Genomic DNA, 19,008 nt, shown 5'->3' with positions numbered 1-19,008 from the left:
AGGAGGAGACAGGCTTGGTACCCGACAGCATGGAATTGCTTGCGAAAAGAACGGAAGTAGCAGATCAGTGCCATTTTGACTACTATTTAGCTCTTGTTTCATGTGACAAGACATCTATTTCTTATCAGGAAGGTGAAACAGACGGGCACATTTGGCTACCAGTCAGTCAACTTTCGGATTTTATCGAAAGTCATCCTTGCTTCCGACATCAAAAACAGATTTTAAGGAGACTGATAAAGAGGTTGCATAGCTAACTCGCTTAGTATTGAAAGTTTTTCTGCAAAATATACTCTGTTTTAAAATGGCTAGGGGCATTACTTATTAAAGAGCCTCACTTCGCGAGACTTGTTCAGAATTATTCATTTTTTCTAGCTACCATCTGAAACATTTCAAAACTCTCAAAAGATTCTGTGATTTTAGTGCTACTGAGAGTTTTTTATTTATATTCTTTTTAAGTTTTCCATTATATAATGGAATATAAGATGAAGCTATGTGTTAAATCTGTTTTGATATGTTACATTTCTAACAATTCCGTAACAAGCAAGCGCTATTCTTGCCTCTCTGCATAAAATCAGATAAAATAAAAGTGGATTATTATCAAATTAGGCAAATGTCTGAAAATGTGATATAATAAAACGATATATGAAAAGAGGTAACTATGGATATTTCAGAAATTCGTCAAAAAATTGACGCAAATCGTGAAAAATTAGCTTCTTTCAGGGGGTCTCTTTGACTTAGAAGGTCTGGAAGAAGAAATCGCCATCTTAGAAAATAAGATGACAGAACCTGACTTTTGGGATGACAATATCGCAGCCCAAAAAACATCTCAGGAGCTCAATGAACTCAAGCAAACCTATGAGAATTTCCATCAGATGACCGATTTGTTTGATGAATCGGAAATTTTACTTGATTTTCTAGCTGAAGACGATTCTGTTCAAGAGGAGTTGGAAGACAAACTGGCAGACTTGGCTAAAATGATGACCAGCTACGAGATGACTCTCTTGCTGTCAGAGCCTTATGATAATAACAACGCCATTCTTGAAATTCACCCAGGGTCTGGTGGTACAGAGGCTCAAGATTGGGGCGATATGTTGCTACGGATGTACACGCGCTTTGGCAATGCCAAGGGCTTCAAAGTAGAAGTCTTGGATTATCAGGCTGGTGATGAGGCGGGTATTAAGTCAGTGACCCTTTCATTTGAAGGACCGCATGCTTACGGTCTGCTCAAGTCAGAAATGGGAGTCCACCGTTTGGTTCGAATTTCGCCATTTGACTCAGCTAAACGCCGCCATACTTCCTTTACTTCAGTAGAGGTCATGCCAGAGTTGGATGATACCATTGAAGTAGAGGTTCGCGATGATGATATCAAGATGGATACTTTCCGTTCAGGTGGAGCCGGCGGGCAGAATGTCAACAAGGTATCGACTGGCGTGCGGCTGACGCATATTCCGACGGGAATCGTGGTTCAGTCTACCGTTGACCGAACCCAGTATGGCAATCGTGACCGAGCTATGAAAATGCTTCAGGCCAAGCTCTACCAGCTTGAACAAGAGAAAAAAGCAGCAGAAGTAGACTCGCTCAAGGGAGATAAAAAAGAGATTTCTTGGGGAAGTCAGATTCGTTCTTATGTCTTCACCCCTTATACCATGGTCAAAGATCATCGAACCAGCTATGAAGTAGCTCAGGTAGATAAGGTCATGGACGGAGACTTAGACGGATTTATTGATGCCTATTTAAAATGGCGTCTCAACTAAAAAAATAAACTGAAGCTAGAAGTATGGAATGATTTAGATAGCTTTAGCATCTTATGAAAGGACTCTTTACAATACATGTCAATGATTGAAATGAGAGATGTTGTCAAAAAGTATGACAACGGGACCACTGCCTTACGCGGTGTGTCTGTGAAAATTGAACCGGGGGAGTTTGCCTATATCGTAGGCCCCTCAGGTGCAGGTAAATCAACTTTTATCAGACTGCTTTACCGTGAAGTGAAATTAAACAAAGGCAGTTTAAATGTGGCGGGCTTTAACTTAGCTAAGATAAAAAAACGGGATGTGCCAATGCTGCGCCGTCAGGTTGGGGTTGTATTCCAGGATTATAAACTGCTTCCTAAGAAGACGGTTTATGAAAATATTGCTTACGCGATGGAAGTTATCGGTGAGCGTCGCCGCAATATTAAAAAGCGGGTTATGGAAGTCTTGGATCTGGTAGGTCTCAAGCACAAGGTTCGTTCTTTTCCAAATGAGCTTTCAGGTGGGGAGCAGCAACGGATTGCCATTGCACGGGCCATTGTCAATAATCCTAAGGTGCTGATTGCTGATGAGCCGACAGGTAACTTGGATCCAGATAATTCATGGGAAATCATGAATTTGTTGGAGCGCATCAACCTGCAAGGGACAACAGTTCTAATGGCGACCCACAATAGCCAGATTGTAAATACTCTGCGTCACCGCGTAATTGCCATCGAAAATGGTCGTGTGGTGCGTGATGAGGCGGAAGGAGAATACGGATACGATGATTAGAAGATTTTTTCGTCACCTGCTAGAATCGCTGAAAAGTCTCAAGAGAAATGGTTGGATGACAGTAGCAGCTGTGAGTTCAGTTATGATTACTCTCAGTTTGGTTGCTATCTTTGCTTCTGTTATCTTAAATACAGCAAAATTAGCATCTGACATTTCAAATAATGTTCGGGTCGTTGTGTATATGCGCAAGGATATTGCAGATAACAGTGAAACGATTGTAAAAGAAGGTCAGACAGTTCAAAATGAAGATTATCATAAGATTTATGATGCTCTGACTGCTATGGATCATGTCTCAAAGGTCACTTTTTCAAGCAAAGAAGAGCAGTATGAGAAGCTGACAGAGACGATGGGAAGTGAATGGAAGGTCTTTGAAGGAGACTCTAATCCACTTTACGATGCTTACATTGTTGATACGACAGAGCACCAATATGTAGAATCCGTTTCTGCAGCAGCTAAAAAAATTGAAGGAGTGTCTGAGGTTCAGGATGGTGGAGCAAATACAAAGAGACTCTTTGCTCTATCTGACTTCATTCGAATTTGGGGTCTGATAGGAGCAGGTCTGCTTATCTTTATTGCCGTCTTCTTGATTTCAAATACTATTCGGATTACTATTATTTCACGGAGTCGTGAGATTCAGATTATGCGCTTGGTAGGAGCGAAAAATGGTTATATCCGTGGCCCATTCCTTTTTGAAGGAGCCTGGATTGGTTTGTTAGGCTCAATCGTTCCAGCAGCCCTAGTCTATTTTGTTTATAATATGGCCTTTCAGTCCATGAATAAAAGTTTGGTTGCTCAAAACTTATCTATGATTGAACCAGATTGGTTTGTTCCGGCTATGATTGCTTCTTTATCAGTATTGGGAGTCTTGATTGGTGCACTTGGATCAGCCATCTCAATGAGACGCTTCTTGAAGATTTAACTATTAAAACAGCTCACAAGGCTGTTTTTTTATGACCTGAAATAAAAACGAGGCAGGAATCATTCCTGCCCCACTATTGATTTATTAGAAAAATGGATTAAAAGTCTTTTCGTGGCCAATCGTTGTATCATTGCCATGCCCAGGATAGACACGATAATCTTTAGGTAAGACAAATAATTCTTTCCTGATACCAGTGAGTAGCTGCTCCAGATTGCCAGTCGGTAGATCTGTACGGCCGATGGTTTCACGGAAGAGAGCATCACCAGTCAGAACCACCTGATCTTCTGGGAAAATAATGGAAACTCCGCCGATAGAATGACCAGGTGTCTGCACAGCATAGAAATGGAAGTCGTCCAGCTGGTAGTCGTGGTGATAGGTGAAAAAGTGTTCAGCTGGTCTGAGAATGATGTCTTCCAAATCTGCATGACGGTCAAGCCCAGATAGATTGTCTGTAGGAGTATAGAGCCAGCTTGCTTCGCTCTCAGCTACATAGACGGGTGGATTGGCAAAGTTATCTCGGACTTTATCCAGACTCATAATGTGATCGTAATGCGTATGAGTCAGAAAAATAGCTGTGATGGGCTTAGCGATTTCTTCTAGCTTGCGTTGGATTTTCTGCCAGTCGCTGCCTGGGTCAACCACGATAACATGACGGTCATTTTCAAGGAGATAAGTGTTTTCAAAGGCGATGAGATTGACAATTTTGTGAACTTTCATGGGGCTTCCTTTGCGTATGTTTTCTTACTAATGAGTGTAACAGAAAAGCGGAAATTTTGCACAAAATTTATTTTGTGGCTCAGCTTATTTTCAGATGTCTCAGGCTGGCATTTGTGATATAATCATAGCAGTATGACACAATCGAACTATAAATATGCTGTCATCGACTTGGAGGCTACAAGTGCGAGCAGCAATGCAAAAATTATTCAAATCGGCATTGTCATCATTGAAAACGGGGTGATTTGCCAAACATATGAAACAGATGTGAATCCGCATGAGGACTTGGATGAGCATATTAAACAGCTGACGGGACTGGATGATCAGCGCTTGCGCCAAGCTCCGGATTTTTCACAGGTTGCCCGTGAGGTTTATGAACTGATTGAGGACGCGATTTTTGTCGCTCATAATGTCAAGTTTGATGCCAATTTATTGGCAGAAGCTCTCTTTTTGGAAGGCTTTGACCTGCTGACTCCAAGAGTGGACACGGTTGAACTAGCTCAGGTTTTCTATCCGACTTTTGATAAATACGCCTTAGGAAATCTATGCGAGCTTCTGGAGATTCCTCTGGAAAATGCTCACACAGCTTTGGCAGATGCTCAGGCGACAGCTCAGCTATTTCTAAAAATCCAGGAAAAGATGGCAGGACTGCCAAAAACTTTGCTGGAGAAAGTGCTGGGATTTTCCGATAGTCTCATCTATGAGTCGCGGCTAGCGATCGAAGAGATTTTTCAGTCGATGCCAGACTATTCTGGTCAGGCTTTGCAGGAGACGCACGGTATCTTTTTAAAAAAGCCGAGAAGCTTGCAGGCGGAAAAGAAACTTTCGCAAGACTTTCTGACCAACCTTTATCTGTTGGGGCTGGACGAGCGCCCCGACCAGCTGACATTTGCGCAGTATGTGACTGAGGCGCTTAGTCAGACTGCGGCTAGCTTTTTGGAGGCCCAGACAGGGCTTGGCAAGACCTTTGGCTATTTGTTGCCTATTTTGGCTCATAATCGGGAAAGAGTCTTGGTAACTGTTCCGACGAAGATTTTACAGGACCAGCTGATGCAAAAGGAAGGCCGACTCTTAGAAGAAGTTTTTCATATTTCTTTTCATAATCTCAAAAGTCCAGAAAATTATCTGAAATTAGATCATTTTTATCAAAGTCTATCGGTCTTGGACGATAATCGACTTATTAATCGTTGCAAAATGCAGCTTTTGGTTTGGCTGACAGAGACCGAGACGGGTGATTTAAATGAAATCGGCCAGGCTTATCGTTTCGAATCTTACTTAAGCCAGATACGCCATGATGGGAAATTAAGTAAGCATTCGCTCTTTTATGAAGAGGATTTTTGGCGACTGGGACAGGTCAAGGCAGCTAGCAGTCGTGTCGTGATTACCAATCATGCTTATCTTTTAACGCGCTTAGAAGATGACCAATCTTTGCTGGACAATCGGATGCTGGTGGTGGACGAGGCCCAGAAAATGTTTTTTGCTTTGGAAAGTTTCTCGCAGACCAGTATCAATTTGACCAAGCAAGTGCAAAATATCAGCCAAGCCCTGCAGACAGAAGAACGGATTTTACAAGAACGTCTCTTGCAAAGCATCCAATTTGAGCTAGCCGATGCTGCTGAAAAGCATCGGGGCAAGACCAGTGAATTGGATTCCAAGAAGATAGCCAAGCTACGTCAGGATGTGTCTGAGCTGGATGAGAACTTGCTGCCAGAGCTCAGGGAATTGTTTTCAACCAAGTACCAATACTACTGGCTGACGGAAGAACAATTTGCAGATCATCGGGTGACAAGGCTTCATGCTGGGCGCTCAGAACTCATGAGATTTAAGGATTTCCTACCTGATACCGTCAAGGTGATCTTGGTTTCCTCTACTTTAGAGATTAGTTCCAAGGTGAATTTGCCTCAATTACTAGGTTTTGAGGATTATCATTTTTATAAACTTGCTTATCAAAAGAAGCCCTTGCAGAAACTTTTCTTAGATATGGATTTTCCAGATGTGGTAGATTTATCAACGCAGGAATACGCTGAGAGGATTGTTGCAAGCTTGGAGAGCTTGGCTCCACTGAATTTGCCGATGGTGGTTCTCTTTACCTCCAAAGATTTATTGCTGGCCACTTCAGACCAGCTGACCTTGCCGCATTTGGCCCAGTATAAGAATGGCGAGCCAGCCAATATCAAGCGTCGTTTTGACAAAGGAGAGGCGCCCATCTTGTTAGGAGCAAGCAGTTTCTGGGAAGGAGCGGATTTTGCTCAGCAAGAGCAAATCATTCAGCTCATCACGCGGATTCCTTTTGATAATCCCAAAGATTTCTTTGTTCAAAAAATCAATCATCATTTGAAAGCAGAAGGGAAAAATCCTTTTTACGACTATCAATTGCCGTCAGCTATTTTACGATTGAAGCAGGCCATGGGTCGTACTCGTCGCAATGAACACCAGAAGTCGGCTATCATTCTTTTGGACAAGCGTATTTCAACCAAGCGCTACGGTCGGCAAATCCAGCAAAATCTGAACCAGCTGGCGTCTTTAGAAATGCTTTCACAGCTGGATATTTTAAAGGAATTAAAAGAATTTTTCGACTAGAACTTCTTGAAAACAGTCAATTTTATCTGGCTGTTTTTCTAAATGTTTTCATATTTTGTCGGCTAGCTATGCCAAAAATCTGTTATAATGATAAGAATAGGAAGAAGGTTATAACATGAAAAAATATGTACCAGGGATTGTTTTATCGTTTGGGATGGCAGCTGTTTCCATTATATTAGGGAATTGGTTTCCGCTGATTGGTTCCAGTGTTTTTGCGATTGTGCTAGGAATTTTACTTAGTAATTTCCTGAAAATTCCGGATTCTTTTCAGCCGGGCCTGACCTATTCAGGAAAGAAGCTGCTTCAATATTCTATTATCTTTTTAGGTTTTTCCATGTCAATTGGCAATGTTTCTGCAACGGGCTTGTCCTCTCTGAAGATTAGTATTTTAACCATTTTGATTGCTTTTTTCGCAGCATATGCCGCTGGAAAATTTTTCAAGATGAGGCGGGTTTTAACCGTTTTGATTGGTTTTGGAACAGCTATCTGCGGTGGTTCTGCTATTGCAGCAGCTTCGCCCATTCTAGAAGCAGAGGAAGAGGAAATCGCTCTGTCTATTTCAACGATTTTCTTCTTCAATATTTTAGCTGTTTTCATCTTTCCTTTTCTGGGCCATCTTATGCAGATGTCCGATGGTTATTTTGGGACTTGGGCAGGAACGGCCATCAATGATACTTCGTCAGTCGTTGCGGCAGGTTATACCTATAGCCAGACAGCGGGTGATTTGGCAACCATTGTCAAACTAAGCCGGGCTTTGATGATTGTACCCGCCTGCCTTATCTTTGCGGGTTATCGATATGTCCGAGGTAAGCAGTCAGCGCAAAAAGTGGACTTGAAGAAGATTTTTCCTTGGTTTATTTTGTGGTTTGTTTTAGCTTCTGTAGTGAGCAGTTTGGGAATTTTCCCGTCAGAGCTAGTTCCTTACACAAAACTCTTGTCTCAATGGCTGATGGCCATGGCTTTAGCTGGGATTGGAGCTAAGGTCTCTTTTAAACAATTTAAGGAAGCTGGAGCTGGGCCTTTATTAGCCGGAGCTTTTGCTTGGTTCTGCGTCGCTGTTTCCAGCTTAATCATCCAATATTTTTTGTAAGAAAGGAGAATTATGCTTTCACAAAAAAGAACATTTGAGTCACGAATTGACTATAGCCTGCTTTTACCAGTTTTGCTTCTGCTTTCGATTGGTGTAACGGCTATTTATATAGCAGTTAGCCATGATTATCCAAAAGAAGTTGGAACGATTGTAGGTCAGCAAATCGCCTGGATTTTCCTTGGTTTCTTGATTAGTTTCATCATCATGTTTTTTAATACGAAATTTCTCTGGCTGATTACACCTTATTTGTATGTTTTTGGTTTGGGGCTGATGATTCTACCGCTGATTTTTTACAGTGACAGCTTAGTTGCCTCCACAGGTGCGAAAAATTGGGTAGCTATCCACGGTGTCAGTCTCTTTCAGCCGTCTGAGTTTATGAAAATCTCGTATATTTTAATGCTGTCGAGGGTTGTAGTGAATTTTATGCAGCAGCATAAGAAGGAAAAGCGAACCATAAGGTTAGATTTTCTATTGATTTTTAAATTAGGGCTTTATACCTTGCCTGTATTATTTCTTTTGACCTTACAGAGTGATTTGGGGACAGCGCTAGTCTTTGCTGCTATTTACTGCGGCATTGTTCTTTTGTCTGGTGTCTCGTGGAAGATTATCCTGCCGATTTTCTTGTCTGCGACTCTTCTCTTTACTGCTTTCATGTTTATTTTTATTTCCGCTGGGGGGCGTGCTTTTCTGCATAATCTAGGGATGCCGACTTATCAGATTAATCGTATCTTAGCTTGGCTCCACCCCTTTGAATATGCTCAGACGACGACTTATCAGCAGGCACAGGGACAGATTGCCATTGGCAGCGGTGGCTTGATAGGTCAAGGGTTCAATGTTTCCAATCTTCTTGTTCCTGTCCGTGAAAGTGATATGATTTTCACAGTGATTGCGGAAGATTTTGGTTTTCTTGGCTCTACCTTGGTAATTGTGATTTATCTAGTTCTGATTTACCGTATGCTCAAGATTACCATCAAATCTAACAATCAGTTTTATACCTATATCTCAACTGGTCTGATTATGATGCTGCTCTTTCATATTTTTGAAAATATTGGAGCTGTGACAGGCATCCTACCGCTGACGGGGATTCCGCTCCCTTTTATCTCTCAGGGAGGCTCCTCTATCATTAGCAATCTTATCGGAGTTGGTCTATTGCTTTCGGTCTCTTATCAAAATAGTCTAGCAGAGGAGAAGCGAGAGGGAACGCCCTCTATCCGTAAAAAAGTTGTCCTTAGAAAAATAAAATAAGAAGTGGGTACATTCGTATCCTAGAAAGGTGTTTCATATGAAAAAAGCAGCTCTTATGTTAGCCAATGGCTTTGAGGAAATAGAAGCGCTCACCGTTGTTGATGTATTGCGTCGAGCAGGCTTCGTCTGTGATATGATTGGTTTTGAGGAGACTGTGGCTGGCTCTCACCAGATTACTGTCCAAGCTGATCAAGTCTGGAATGGGAATTTATCTGGTTATGATATGGTCGTTCTGCCAGGCGGGATGCCAGGGTCGACAAATCTACGCGGTGACAATCGTCTGATGAACGTTTTAAAGGAATTTCAAGCAGAAGACAAATTTGTCGCGGCTATCTGTGCGGCCCCCATTGCCCTTGATCGAGCAGGTCTGTTAAATGATAAAAATTTCACTTGCTACGATGGGGTGGAAGAAGCAATTGAAAATGGTTGCTATCTTAAGCAGACCGTTGTCGTAGACGGAAAGCTAATCACCAGCCGCGGGCCATCAACGGCCTTGCCTTTTGCCTATGAGTTGGTTCGCCAGCTAGGAGGAGATGCAGATCAATTGGCAACAGGAATGCTTTTCAAAGATGTTTTTGGAAATTAAGACAATTCACTCGATTTTCGGGTGAATTTTTTCTATCTGACTTGGTGAAAAATGCTTGAAAATATGCTTTTCTGTCAGAGATAATACCCCCTTTTTTGTGAAGAATATGGTATAATAAAGGGTATGAATTATCAAGATTACATCTGGGATTTAGGTGGGACTCTCTTGGATAATTATGAAACTTCGACCGCAGCTTTTGTCCATACATTGCAAGATTTTGGTCTGCAGGCGAGTCATGATGAAGTTTATAAGGCTCTCAAGGTCTCTACCGATTATGCAGTCCGCCAATTTTCCCCTACAAACAAGGATTTCTTAAAGACTTATAAAGCTAATGAGGCCAAAGAATTGGAGCAGCCGATTTTATTTGATGGTGCTTCAGAATTATTGGCCCAGATTATCCAGCAAGGTGGCAGAAATTTTTTGATTTCCCACCGGGATGATCAGGTTTTAGAAATTTTGAAAAAGACGCAAATCAGTGCTTATTTTACGGAAGTAGTGACAGCTAGTAATGGCTTTAAACGAAAACCCGATCCTGAGTCCATGCTGTATTTAAAAGACAAGTATCAGATTCAGTCTGGACTGGTTATCGGGGATCGGCCGATTGATATCGAAGCTGGACAAGCCGCAGGATTTGCAACCTATCTCTTTGATGATATGAAAAATCTTGAAAAATTTGTAGATATTGAACTAGAAAAGGAATAATATGACAGAAGAAAAGCAACAAGACATGCAAGTGCAAGAATATGATGCCAGTCAGATTCAGGTCCTAGAAGGCTTAGAAGCCGTTCGGATGCGCCCAGGTATGTATATTGGTTCGACCTCTAAAGAAGGTCTGCATCACTTAGTATGGGAAATTGTCGACAACTCGATTGATGAGGCCTTAGCTGGCTTCGCCACACATATTCAAGTCTTTATTGAAAAAGATAATTCGATTACGGTGGTTGATGATGGCCGTGGAATCCCAGTGGATATTCAGGAAAAAACAGGCCGGCCGGCCGTGGAAACTGTCTTTACTGTCCTTCATGCCGGAGGAAAATTCGGCGGTGGCGGATACAAGGTCTCAGGAGGTCTGCACGGAGTTGGGTCTTCCGTTGTAAATGCCCTGTCTACTCAGCTGGATGTCCGCGTTTATAAGAACGGCCAGATTCATTACCAAGAATATAGTCGCGGTCAAGTAGTCGCTGATTTAGAGATCATCGGTGAGACAGATCGTACAGGTACGACAGTTCACTTTATACCAGATCCAGAGATTTTCACTGAAACGGTAGAATTTGACTTTGAAAAGCTCAATAAGCGGGTGCAGGAACTGGCCTTCCTCAATCGTGGTCTCAGAATTTCCATTACAGACAAACGAGAAGGACTGGAACAAAGCAAGGATTATCACTATGAAGGCGGAATCTCTAGTTACGTTCAGTACATCAATGAAAACAAAGATGTTATCTTTGAAACGCCGATTTATACAGATGGGGAAATGGACGACATTACCGTTGAAGTAGCTATGCAGTATACGACTGGCTATCACGAAACAGTGATGAGCTTTGCCAATAACATCCACACCCACGAGGGCGGAACGCATGAGCAGGGTTTCCGAACAGCTCTGACGCGGGTTATCAATGACTACGCCAAGAAAAACAAACTTCTCAAGGAAAACGAAGATAATCTGACGGGTGAAGATGTCCGTGAAGGATTGACAGCTGTTATTTCTGTTAAACATCCGAATCCGCAGTTTGAAGGGCAAACCAAGACCAAGCTGGGCAATAGCGAAGTGGTCAAGATTACCAATCGTCTCTTTAGCGAAGCTTTCTCAGATTTCCTTTTGGAAAATCCTGCGGTGGCTCGAAAAATCGTAGAAAAGGGAATTTTGGCTTCCAAGGCCAGAATTGCTGCCAAGCGAGCTCGGGAAGTAACCCGCAAGAAGTCTGGCTTGGAAATTTCCAATTTGCCAGGTAAATTGGCCGATTGCTCGTCCAATAATCCACAGGAAACAGAACTCTTCATCGTGGAGGGAGACTCAGCAGGTGGTTCAGCTAAGTCTGGCCGTAACCGTGAATTTCAGGCTATTTTGCCAATTCGAGGGAAGATCCTCAACGTTGAAAAAGCCAGCATGGATAAGATTTTAGCCAATGAAGAAATCCGCAGTCTCTTTACTGCTATGGGAACAGGCTTCGGAGCTGACTTTGATGTTAGCAAGGCTCGCTACCAAAAATTAGTCATCATGACCGATGCTGATGTGGATGGAGCCCATATCCGGACCCTGCTCTTAACTTTGATTTACCGCTATATGAAGCCGGTTCTGGAAGCAGGCTATGTCTATATCGCTCAGCCACCAATCTATGGTGTCAAGGTCGGAAGTGATGTCAAAGAATACATCCAGCCTGGGGTGAACCAAGAAGAAGAATTGCAAGCAGCTCTGGCCCGTTACAGCGAAGGACGCTCAAAGCCAACTATCCAGCGTTACAAAGGTCTGGGAGAAATGGATGACCATCAGCTGTGGGAAACGACCATGAACCCTGAACATCGCTTGATGGCGCGGGTTTCTGTCGATGATGCAGCAGAAGCAGATAAGATTTTTGATATGTTGATGGGTGACCGTGTTGAACCTCGTCGTGAATTTATCGAAGAAAATGCTGTATATAGCACGCTTGATGTCTAAAAAAATCAGAAAAACTAACAATTATGAATAAAATTATGATATAATCAATATGTTTGTTTTAAAGTAACAAAATGAAGGAGTTTTATATGTCTAATGGACTAATTATTCTCATTATTGTAGTAGCTGTGCTTTTGATTTTAGGCTATGTAACAGCAGTATTGATGAGAAAACGAAATGAAGCTTTACTTCAAAAATTGGAAGAAAGAAAAGAGAAACTCTATAATCTTCCAGTAAATGATGAAGTTGAAGCAGTAAAAAATATGCATTTGATTGGGCAAAGTCAGGTAGCTTTCCGCGAATGGAACCAAAAATGGGTTGATTTATCCTTAAACTCATTTGCTGATATTGAAAATAATCTTTTTGAAGCGGAAGGCTACAATAATTCATTCCGCTTTATGAAGGCCAAACATGCAATTGGCAATATTGAAAGTCAGATTGATTTAATTGACGATGATATCAAGGAAATTCGACAAGCCCTAGAAGAATTAGGCAAGCAAGAATCAAAAAACAGCGGCCGAGTACTTCATGCTTTAGATTTGTTTGAAAAATTGCAGGTTACAGTTGCCGAAGATGCAGAGGCTTATGGCCAGTCTCTTCCAGAAATTGAAAAACAATTAGCAAAAATCGAATCTGAATTTTCACAATTTGTCACTCTCAACTCATCAGGGGACCCAGTAGAAGCAGCAGAAATCCTAGATAAGACCGAAGATCATATCCTTGCCTTGACACATATTGTTGAGAGAATTCCAGCTATTGTGAAAGAATTAACGGAGACCTTGCCAGATCAATTAGAAGATTTGGAATCAGGTTACCGCAAGTTGTTGGATTCAGGTTATCACTTCATTGAAACGGATCTTGAATCTCGCTTTCAACAGTTGCATGCGGCTTTAAAACGCAACGAAGCCAATGTATCATCTCTGGAGTTAGATAACGCTCAGTATGAAAACGAACAGGCACAAGAGGAAATTTCAGCCCTCTACTCAATCTTCACTCAAGAAATTGAAGCGCATAAAGTCGTGGAAAAGCTGGTAAAAAATCTTCCAAGCTATCTTGCCCATACAAAAGAAAATAATCAGCAGCTTCAAAAAGAAATTGAGCGCCTTTCTCGGTCTTTCCTCTTATCGGAAGCAGAAATTTCCCATATCAAAGACCTTCAAGGAGAGTTGTTAGCTCAAGAAGAGGTTGTTCTCGGAGCTGTAGAAGATTCTTCAGAAACCCAGCAAGCCTATTCACTTGTTCGTGAAGAGTTAGAGAGTATTCAAGAGCGTCTGAAAGAAATTGAAGACGAACAGATTGAGCTTGGAGAGGAGCTTGCTGAGATCGAAAAAGATGATGCCAATGCTCGTCAGAAGGTAAATATTTATGCCAATAAATTACACACTATCAAGCGATTTATGGAAAAACGGAATTTACCAGGCATTCCACAATCTTTTCTTGAAATCTTCTTTTCAACAAGTAACAACATTGAAGAACTTGTAAGAGAGCTTGACGAAAAACGTGTAAATATTGAATCAGTCAACCGTTGGCTGGAAATTCTGACCAATGATATATATGAGTTGGAGTCTGAGACTTATCAAATTGTTCAAAACTCAACTTTGACAGAGCAGCTGCTGCAATATTCCAACCGTTATCGCTCATTTGATGATAATGTTCAAGCAGCTTTCAACGAATCTCTCTATGTTTTTGAACATGAATTTGATTATGCAAAATCTCTAGATATCATTTCAAAGGCCTTGGATCTTGTTGAACCAGGTGTTTCAGACCGTTTTGCTACCTCATACGAAAAAACACGTGAAAATATTCGCTTCTAAGAAAGTTCCTTCGGGAACTTTTTTCTTTGCAATCTTGCTTGTTTTGTCGGTAAAAATCCTGTATAATACAAAAAATTACAGAAAATATGAGGTAAGAAAATGAGTCAGGTCAAAGGTCTATTGGTAATGGATGTAGACAGCACTCTCATCATGGAAGAGGGCATTGATTTGCTGGGAGAAGAAGCAGGAGTGGGGCAGCAAGTGGCTGTTATCACAGAGCGAGCCATGCGCGGGGAATTGGATTTCGAGGCAGCCTTGCGGGAAAGAGTTTCACTCTTGGAAGGCCTCCCAGAAACCATCTTTTCTCAACTAGCTGAGAAAATTCATTTCACGCCCGGTGCTAAAAAATTAGTTGATGAGCTGCATGCGCGTTACTACAAGATTGGCTTGGTTTCAGGTGGTTTTCATGAAACGGTGGATAGGCTGGCTGAGCAGCTAGGGATTGACTATGTAAAAGCTAATCGCTTGGAAAGTAAAAATGGTTTCCTGACCGGTCATGTTTTGGGAGAGATTGTTAGTAAAGATACTAAAGTTCAGATGCTGAAAGAATGGGCTCAAGATAATAATTTGGAATTAAATCAAACCATTGCGATGGGGGATGGCGCCAATGATTTGCCTATGATTCAAACGGCAGGCATTGGAATTGCTTTTAATGCCAAGCCAATTGTAAGAGAGCAAGCACCTTATCAAATCAATGTTTACGATCTCTACCAAGTGATTGACATTTTGGATGCTAAGAAAAAATAGGAGGCGCTATGCATATCTTGTTAGCACCGGATTCTTTTAAGGAAAGTTTGTCTGCTGTTCAGGTAGCAGAAGCCTTGAAAGAAGGCTTTTCGCAGGCCCTGACAGAGGCGACTTTTGACTTACTACCTATCGGAGATGGCGGAGAGGGAACCATGGCTGCGCTGATTGCCGCCATGGACCTAAGAGAGTTTCGGCATTGTGTGACCGGACCTTTCGGCCAACCGGTAGAAATGAAATATGCTAGACAAGGTCAGCTAGCCCTTTTTGAGATGGCAGATTTAGTGGGACTTGCTTTAATTCCCAAAGGAAAACGCAATCCTTTAGGCTTAGAAACCAGAGGTCTGGGGGAGCTGATTCTTCATTTGGCTGAAAATGGAGTCAGGAAGATGCTGGTCGGTGTTGGAGGCTCGGCCACGAATGATGGGGGTCTTGGTATGGCAGCTGGTTTGGGTTATGAATTTTTTGATGAAAACAATCATCAGCTCCGACCAGTTGGTTCTTCTCTAGGGAGAGTTGCTCGGATTTCTGGAGAACATGTTCCAACTTACTTGGATGATATAGAAATCGAAGTTTTGACAGATGTTTCCAATCCTTTATGTGGTCAGCAAGGAGCGACTCATATCTTTGGACGGCAAAAAGGCCTGTCTGAATGGCTTCTTTCATCTGTCGATCAGGAAATGAGGAAGTTCTATGAACTGGCCAATCCACAGATTTTTACCCAAGCTGGTGCTGGTGCAGGAGGTGGTATGGCAGCAGGGCTGGTCACATTTGCCAATGGAAAAGTCGCTTCTGGAATTGATACCTGTCTGGATTTGCTAGATTTTGACCGCAGAGTTAGAGAAGCGGATTTAGTTGTTGTTGGTGAGGGCCGCATGGATAAGCAGTCTTTGGCAGGAAAGGCTCCAGTTGGGGTAGCAAGGCGGACGCCAAAAGAGATTCCTGTTCTTGCTATTTGCGGTAGCTTAGCAGATGATTTGCCCCCATTTCCTAGTGAAAATATCCAAGCAGCTTTTCCAATTATCTCGCAAGTGGCGGATTTGGATACAACTTTAGGTCGAGCGAGGGAAAATCTAGTTCGTACTGCTCGCAATATTGGCAACCTATTAGCTATCAAAAAAAGCGGAATTTAATCCGCTTTTTTCAGTAAGTATTCGATTTCTTTGACAATTAAGCCGTTTGCAAATTCAAATATATCGCAGGATAGGTCACCGCAATCATTGAGCAAAATTGTTAGAATCCGACTTTGCTCGGAATTGGTGTGATAGTGTTGGCAGCTAAACTGGGCGGAACTGTCCTGATAAGCTTTCTTTATCCTGTGGAGGTAGAGTTCTTTTCCCTGGATGATTTCTGGGGAGTCTCCATGTAGCTCCCAGACGACATGCTCGTCTAAAAAAGTTTGATAAATATCCCAGTCACGCTGATTTTCTGACTCAAAAAAGGCAAATAATTTTTCTAAATTTGTCATCTATTTAAATATTTTTTTCCAAAAGGAAGTCTTTTTGTTTGCAGATTTTTTATTTTTTATTGGGTGGAGCACATCAGTAAACTGTTTATTCAAATCTTTTTCTTCAACATCAACAGGATAATTGCTGTGGATGACCAATCCAAAAGGCGAGGATTGGCAAAAGGCAGAGACGATGGTTGCCTCACAACTCAGCTCTTTAGCTGTCTTGAGATAAAAGACTTGGTAGCTGGATTCGACTTCAGGAGAGATTTTAACTGTGACGGGCTGGTAGCTTTCCGTTATGTTAGCTACTATCTCTTTAAAATGCTGCTTCATAATAGAAGAGTTTGCATCCGAAATAGAGCAGTAGCCTATCACTCGCTCTTCAAAAGTTTCCAGAAATTTACGCTGTTCATCAGGATTGAACTTAGCATTCCCTTGAGATTTTTCCATGATAATTTTATTAAAGTCTGCCATATCTTTAGTATAGCATAAATAAATTGATTTCTTCTGTTAAAACACATAAATACTCCAAAACAAACAATATAATCGATTGCAAGTTAAAAATTGTGATTTTTCAAGCAAAGATACTATTTTTCCTTGAAAAAAAAGCGTTTTTACGGTATTATAGACTAGTAAATAATTTTAAATAATAAGGAGAGTCAGAAATGTCAATTATTACTGATGTTTACGCTCGCGAAGTCCTCGACTCACGCGGAAACCCAACACTTGAAGTAGAAGTTTATACTGAATCAGGTGCTTTCGGACGTGGTATGGTTCCTTCAGGAGCTTCTACAGGTGAACACGAAGCAGTAGAACTTCGTGATGGCGACAAATCTCGTTACGGTGGTCTTGGTACACAAAAAGCAGTTGACAACGTGAACAACGTTATCGCTGAAGCTATCATTGGTTACGACGTACGTGATCAACAAGCTATCGACCGTGCAATGATCGCTCTTGACGGTACTCCAAACAAAGGTAAATTGGGTGCGAACGCAATCCTTGGTGTGTCTATCGCTGTAGCTCGTGCTGCTGCTGACTACCTTGAAGTTCCACTTTACAGCTACCTTGGTGGTTTCAACACTAAAGTTCTTCCAACTCCAATGATGAACATCATCAACGGTGGTTCTCACTCAGACGCTCCAATTGCTTTCCAAGAATTTATGATCGTACCTGCTGGTGCACCAACATTCAAAGAAGCTCTTCGTTGGGGTGCTGAAATCTTCCACGCTCTTAAGAAAATCCTTAAAGGCCGTGGTCTTGAAACAGCTGTAGGTGACGAAGGTGGATTCGCTCCTCGTTTCGAAGGAACTGAAGATGGAGTTGAAACTATCCTTGCTGCTATCGAAGCTGCTGGTTATGTTCCAGGTAAAGACGTATTTATCGGATTTGACTGTGCATCATCAGAATTCTACGATAAAGAACGTAAAGTTTACGACTACACTAAATTTGAAGGTGAAGGAGCTGCTGTACGTACTGCTGCAGAACAAATCGATTACCTTGAAGAATTAGTTAACAAATATCCAATCATCACTATCGAAGATGGTATGGATGAAAATGACTGGGACGGTTGGAAAGCTCTTACTGAACGTCTTGGCGGCAAAGTTCAATTGGTTGGTGACGACTTCTTCGTAACAAACACTTCTTACCTTGAAAAAGGTATTGCTGAAGGTGCTGCTAACTCAATCCTTATCAAAGTTAACCAAATCGGTACTCTTACTGAAACATTCGACGCTATTGAAATGGCGAAAGAAGCTGGTTACACTGCTGTTGTATCACACCGTTCAGGTGAAACTGAAGATTCAACAATCGCTGACATCGCAGTTGCAACTAACGCTGGACAAATCAAGACTGGTTCACTTTCACGTACAGACCGTATCGCTAAATACAACCAATTGCTTCGCATCGAAGATCAACTTGGTGAAGTAGCTGAATACCGTGGACTGAAATCATTCTACAACTTGAAAAAATAATCTCTTTATGGGGTTAGGGGCTGTAAAGCCTTGATATTAAGCACTTTGGGGCGCTTTCCCAAGGTGCTTTTAGTTTTCTATCATTTGTTGAAATTTGGAGATGGGCTGGGGTATACTTCTTGGTAAGGTGTTTGTTTTATGTTTCAGAGTGTATCTTCAACAATGAAACGGAATATTTACGTTCACTACTTTTTTTATGCCTCTAATAATGGTATACTAGAAGGCAGATATTTTGTTTAGAAAAGGGTAATCAATGCAAAAAAAGACTATTTCCCAGCGCTTGGAGCGAGTAGCTGCTTTCGTGCCGGATGGGGCAAAGGTGCTGGATGTTGGGAGTGATCACGCCTATCTGCCTATTTACCTGATTCAGCAGGGACGGATTGAGAAGGCTCTGGCCGGTGAAGTGGTAGAGGGGCCTTTTCAGTCTGCCCAGAAAAATGTAGCAGAGCATGGCTTGACGGAGCAGATTGAGGTTCGCTTGGCCAATGGTCTGGCGGCTTTTGATGCGGAGGATCAGATTGACACCATCGTTATCGCTGGCATGGGTGGTCGCTTGATTTCAGAGATTTTGGAAAATGGCAGAGCTAAGCTTGGGGCTATTGCCCGCTTGATTTTGCAGCCTAATAACCGCGAGGATGAGCTCCGCAGCTGGCTGGTATCTAACGGCTTTCGCTTGCTGGCTGAGGATATCTTAGAAGAAGCAGGTAAGTTTTACGAAATCCTA

Annotated in this window: 17 protein-coding genes and 1 pseudogene; 15 read left to right on the top strand and 3 right to left on the bottom strand. The window is 42.0% G+C overall.

Going from position 1 to position 19,008, the window contains the following annotated elements; all coding sequences use genetic code 11:
- From STRDD04_RS11400 to ftsX, 4 genes and pseudogenes are all read left to right on the top strand, one after another.
- A pseudogene (locus STRDD04_RS11400) lies at positions 1-254 on the top strand (NUDIX hydrolase); the annotation flags it as partial.
- A 404-nt stretch (positions 255-658) separates the two neighbouring features.
- A protein-coding gene (gene prfB / locus STRDD04_RS03750; RefSeq protein ID WP_148880275.1) for a peptide chain release factor 2 occupies positions 659-1,754 on the top strand; the annotation gives its coding sequence in 2 pieces (ribosomal slippage) (positions 659-730 and positions 732-1,754; 1,095 coding nt in all).
- Positions 1,755-1,829: 75 nt separating this feature from the next.
- Positions 1,830-2,522, top strand: coding sequence for a cell division ATP-binding protein FtsE (gene ftsE / locus STRDD04_RS03745; protein ID WP_037617054.1), 693 nt, complete (start codon positions 1,830-1,832; stop codon positions 2,520-2,522).
- Positions 2,515-3,441, top strand: coding sequence for a permease-like cell division protein FtsX (gene ftsX / locus STRDD04_RS03740; protein ID WP_037617056.1), 927 nt, complete (start codon positions 2,515-2,517; stop codon positions 3,439-3,441). The genes ftsE and ftsX overlap by 8 nt, the downstream gene beginning before the upstream one ends.
- Before the next feature lie 84 nt (positions 3,442-3,525).
- Here ftsX and STRDD04_RS03735 read toward each other — a convergent pair whose 3' ends face one another.
- Positions 3,526-4,158 carry an MBL fold metallo-hydrolase gene (locus tag STRDD04_RS03735; RefSeq protein ID WP_062199452.1) on the bottom strand — a complete coding sequence of 211 codons (633 nt, stop codon included), beginning with the start codon at positions 4,156-4,158 and terminating at the stop codon, positions 3,526-3,528.
- Positions 4,159-4,290: 132 nt separating this feature from the next.
- Here STRDD04_RS03735 and STRDD04_RS03730 point away from each other — a divergent pair, with 132 nt between their 5' ends.
- The 9 genes from STRDD04_RS03730 (at position 4,291) to STRDD04_RS03690 (ending at position 15,997) form a co-directional block, all read left to right on the top strand.
- On the top strand, positions 4,291-6,735 hold the full coding sequence (locus STRDD04_RS03730) for a bifunctional DnaQ family exonuclease/ATP-dependent helicase (RefSeq protein WP_062199450.1): 2,445 nt from the start codon (positions 4,291-4,293) through the stop codon (positions 6,733-6,735).
- 115 nt (positions 6,736-6,850) lie between these two features.
- Positions 6,851-7,825, top strand: a complete 975-nt coding sequence (locus STRDD04_RS03725; protein WP_062199448.1) for a YeiH family protein — start codon at positions 6,851-6,853, stop codon at positions 7,823-7,825.
- Between the two features lie 12 nt (positions 7,826-7,837).
- On the top strand, positions 7,838-9,070 hold the full coding sequence (locus tag STRDD04_RS03720) for an FtsW/RodA/SpoVE family cell cycle protein (protein WP_062199447.1): 1,233 nt from the start codon (positions 7,838-7,840) through the stop codon (positions 9,068-9,070).
- 37 nt (positions 9,071-9,107) lie between these two features.
- The gene (locus STRDD04_RS03715) at positions 9,108-9,656 is read left to right on the top strand and encodes a DJ-1 family glyoxalase III (protein ID WP_062199445.1); all 549 of its coding nucleotides are present in this window, start codon (positions 9,108-9,110) and stop codon (positions 9,654-9,656) included.
- A gap of 123 nt (positions 9,657-9,779) precedes the next feature.
- Positions 9,780-10,358: an HAD-IA family hydrolase gene (locus STRDD04_RS03710; RefSeq protein ID WP_062199443.1), complete on the top strand. Its 579-nt coding sequence runs from the start codon at positions 9,780-9,782 to the stop codon at positions 10,356-10,358.
- Position 10,359: 1 nt separating this feature from the next.
- Complete coding sequence (gyrB, locus tag STRDD04_RS03705; RefSeq protein ID WP_062199441.1) at positions 10,360-12,309, top strand: DNA topoisomerase (ATP-hydrolyzing) subunit B; 1,950 nt, start codon at positions 10,360-10,362, stop codon at positions 12,307-12,309.
- An 86-nt stretch (positions 12,310-12,395) separates the two neighbouring features.
- Positions 12,396-14,120, top strand: a complete 1,725-nt coding sequence (gene ezrA / locus STRDD04_RS03700) for a septation ring formation regulator EzrA (protein ID WP_062199439.1) — start codon at positions 12,396-12,398, stop codon at positions 14,118-14,120.
- Positions 14,121-14,219: 99 nt separating this feature from the next.
- Positions 14,220-14,867: a phosphoserine phosphatase SerB gene (gene serB / locus STRDD04_RS03695; protein WP_062199437.1), complete on the top strand. Its 648-nt coding sequence runs from the start codon at positions 14,220-14,222 to the stop codon at positions 14,865-14,867.
- An 8-nt stretch (positions 14,868-14,875) separates the two neighbouring features.
- A complete protein-coding gene (locus STRDD04_RS03690; RefSeq protein ID WP_062199435.1) occupies positions 14,876-15,997 on the top strand; it encodes a glycerate kinase in 1,122 nt (373 codons plus the stop codon).
- On the opposite strand, the gene STRDD04_RS03685 is transcribed toward STRDD04_RS03690, so the two are convergent.
- On the bottom strand, positions 15,994-16,332 hold the full coding sequence (locus STRDD04_RS03685; protein ID WP_062199433.1) for a hypothetical protein: 339 nt from the start codon (positions 16,330-16,332) through the stop codon (positions 15,994-15,996). The two genes, STRDD04_RS03690 and STRDD04_RS03685, sit on opposite strands and share 4 nt — an antisense overlap.
- Positions 16,333-16,788, bottom strand: a complete 456-nt coding sequence (locus STRDD04_RS03680) for a DUF1694 domain-containing protein (protein WP_062199431.1) — start codon at positions 16,786-16,788, stop codon at positions 16,333-16,335.
- Positions 16,789-16,979: 191 nt separating this feature from the next.
- On the opposite strand from STRDD04_RS03680, the gene eno reads away from it, so the two are divergent.
- Both eno and STRDD04_RS03670 read left to right on the top strand, forming a co-directional pair.
- Positions 16,980-18,284: a surface-displayed alpha-enolase gene (eno, locus tag STRDD04_RS03675; RefSeq protein ID WP_037617231.1), complete on the top strand. Its 1,305-nt coding sequence runs from the start codon at positions 16,980-16,982 to the stop codon at positions 18,282-18,284.
- Between the two features lie 253 nt (positions 18,285-18,537).
- Positions 18,538-19,008, top strand: a 471-nt coding sequence (locus tag STRDD04_RS03670; protein ID WP_062199429.1) for a tRNA (adenine(22)-N(1))-methyltransferase, incomplete at its 3' end; no start/stop codon positions are given.

The sequence above is a fragment of the Streptococcus sp. DD04 genome, assembly GCF_001578725.1.
GTDB lineage: Bacteria > Bacillota > Bacilli > Lactobacillales > Streptococcaceae > Streptococcus > Streptococcus sinensis.
The sequence above is the reverse complement of the archived record's forward strand: the minus strand, read 5'-3'. Positions and strand labels throughout refer to the sequence as shown.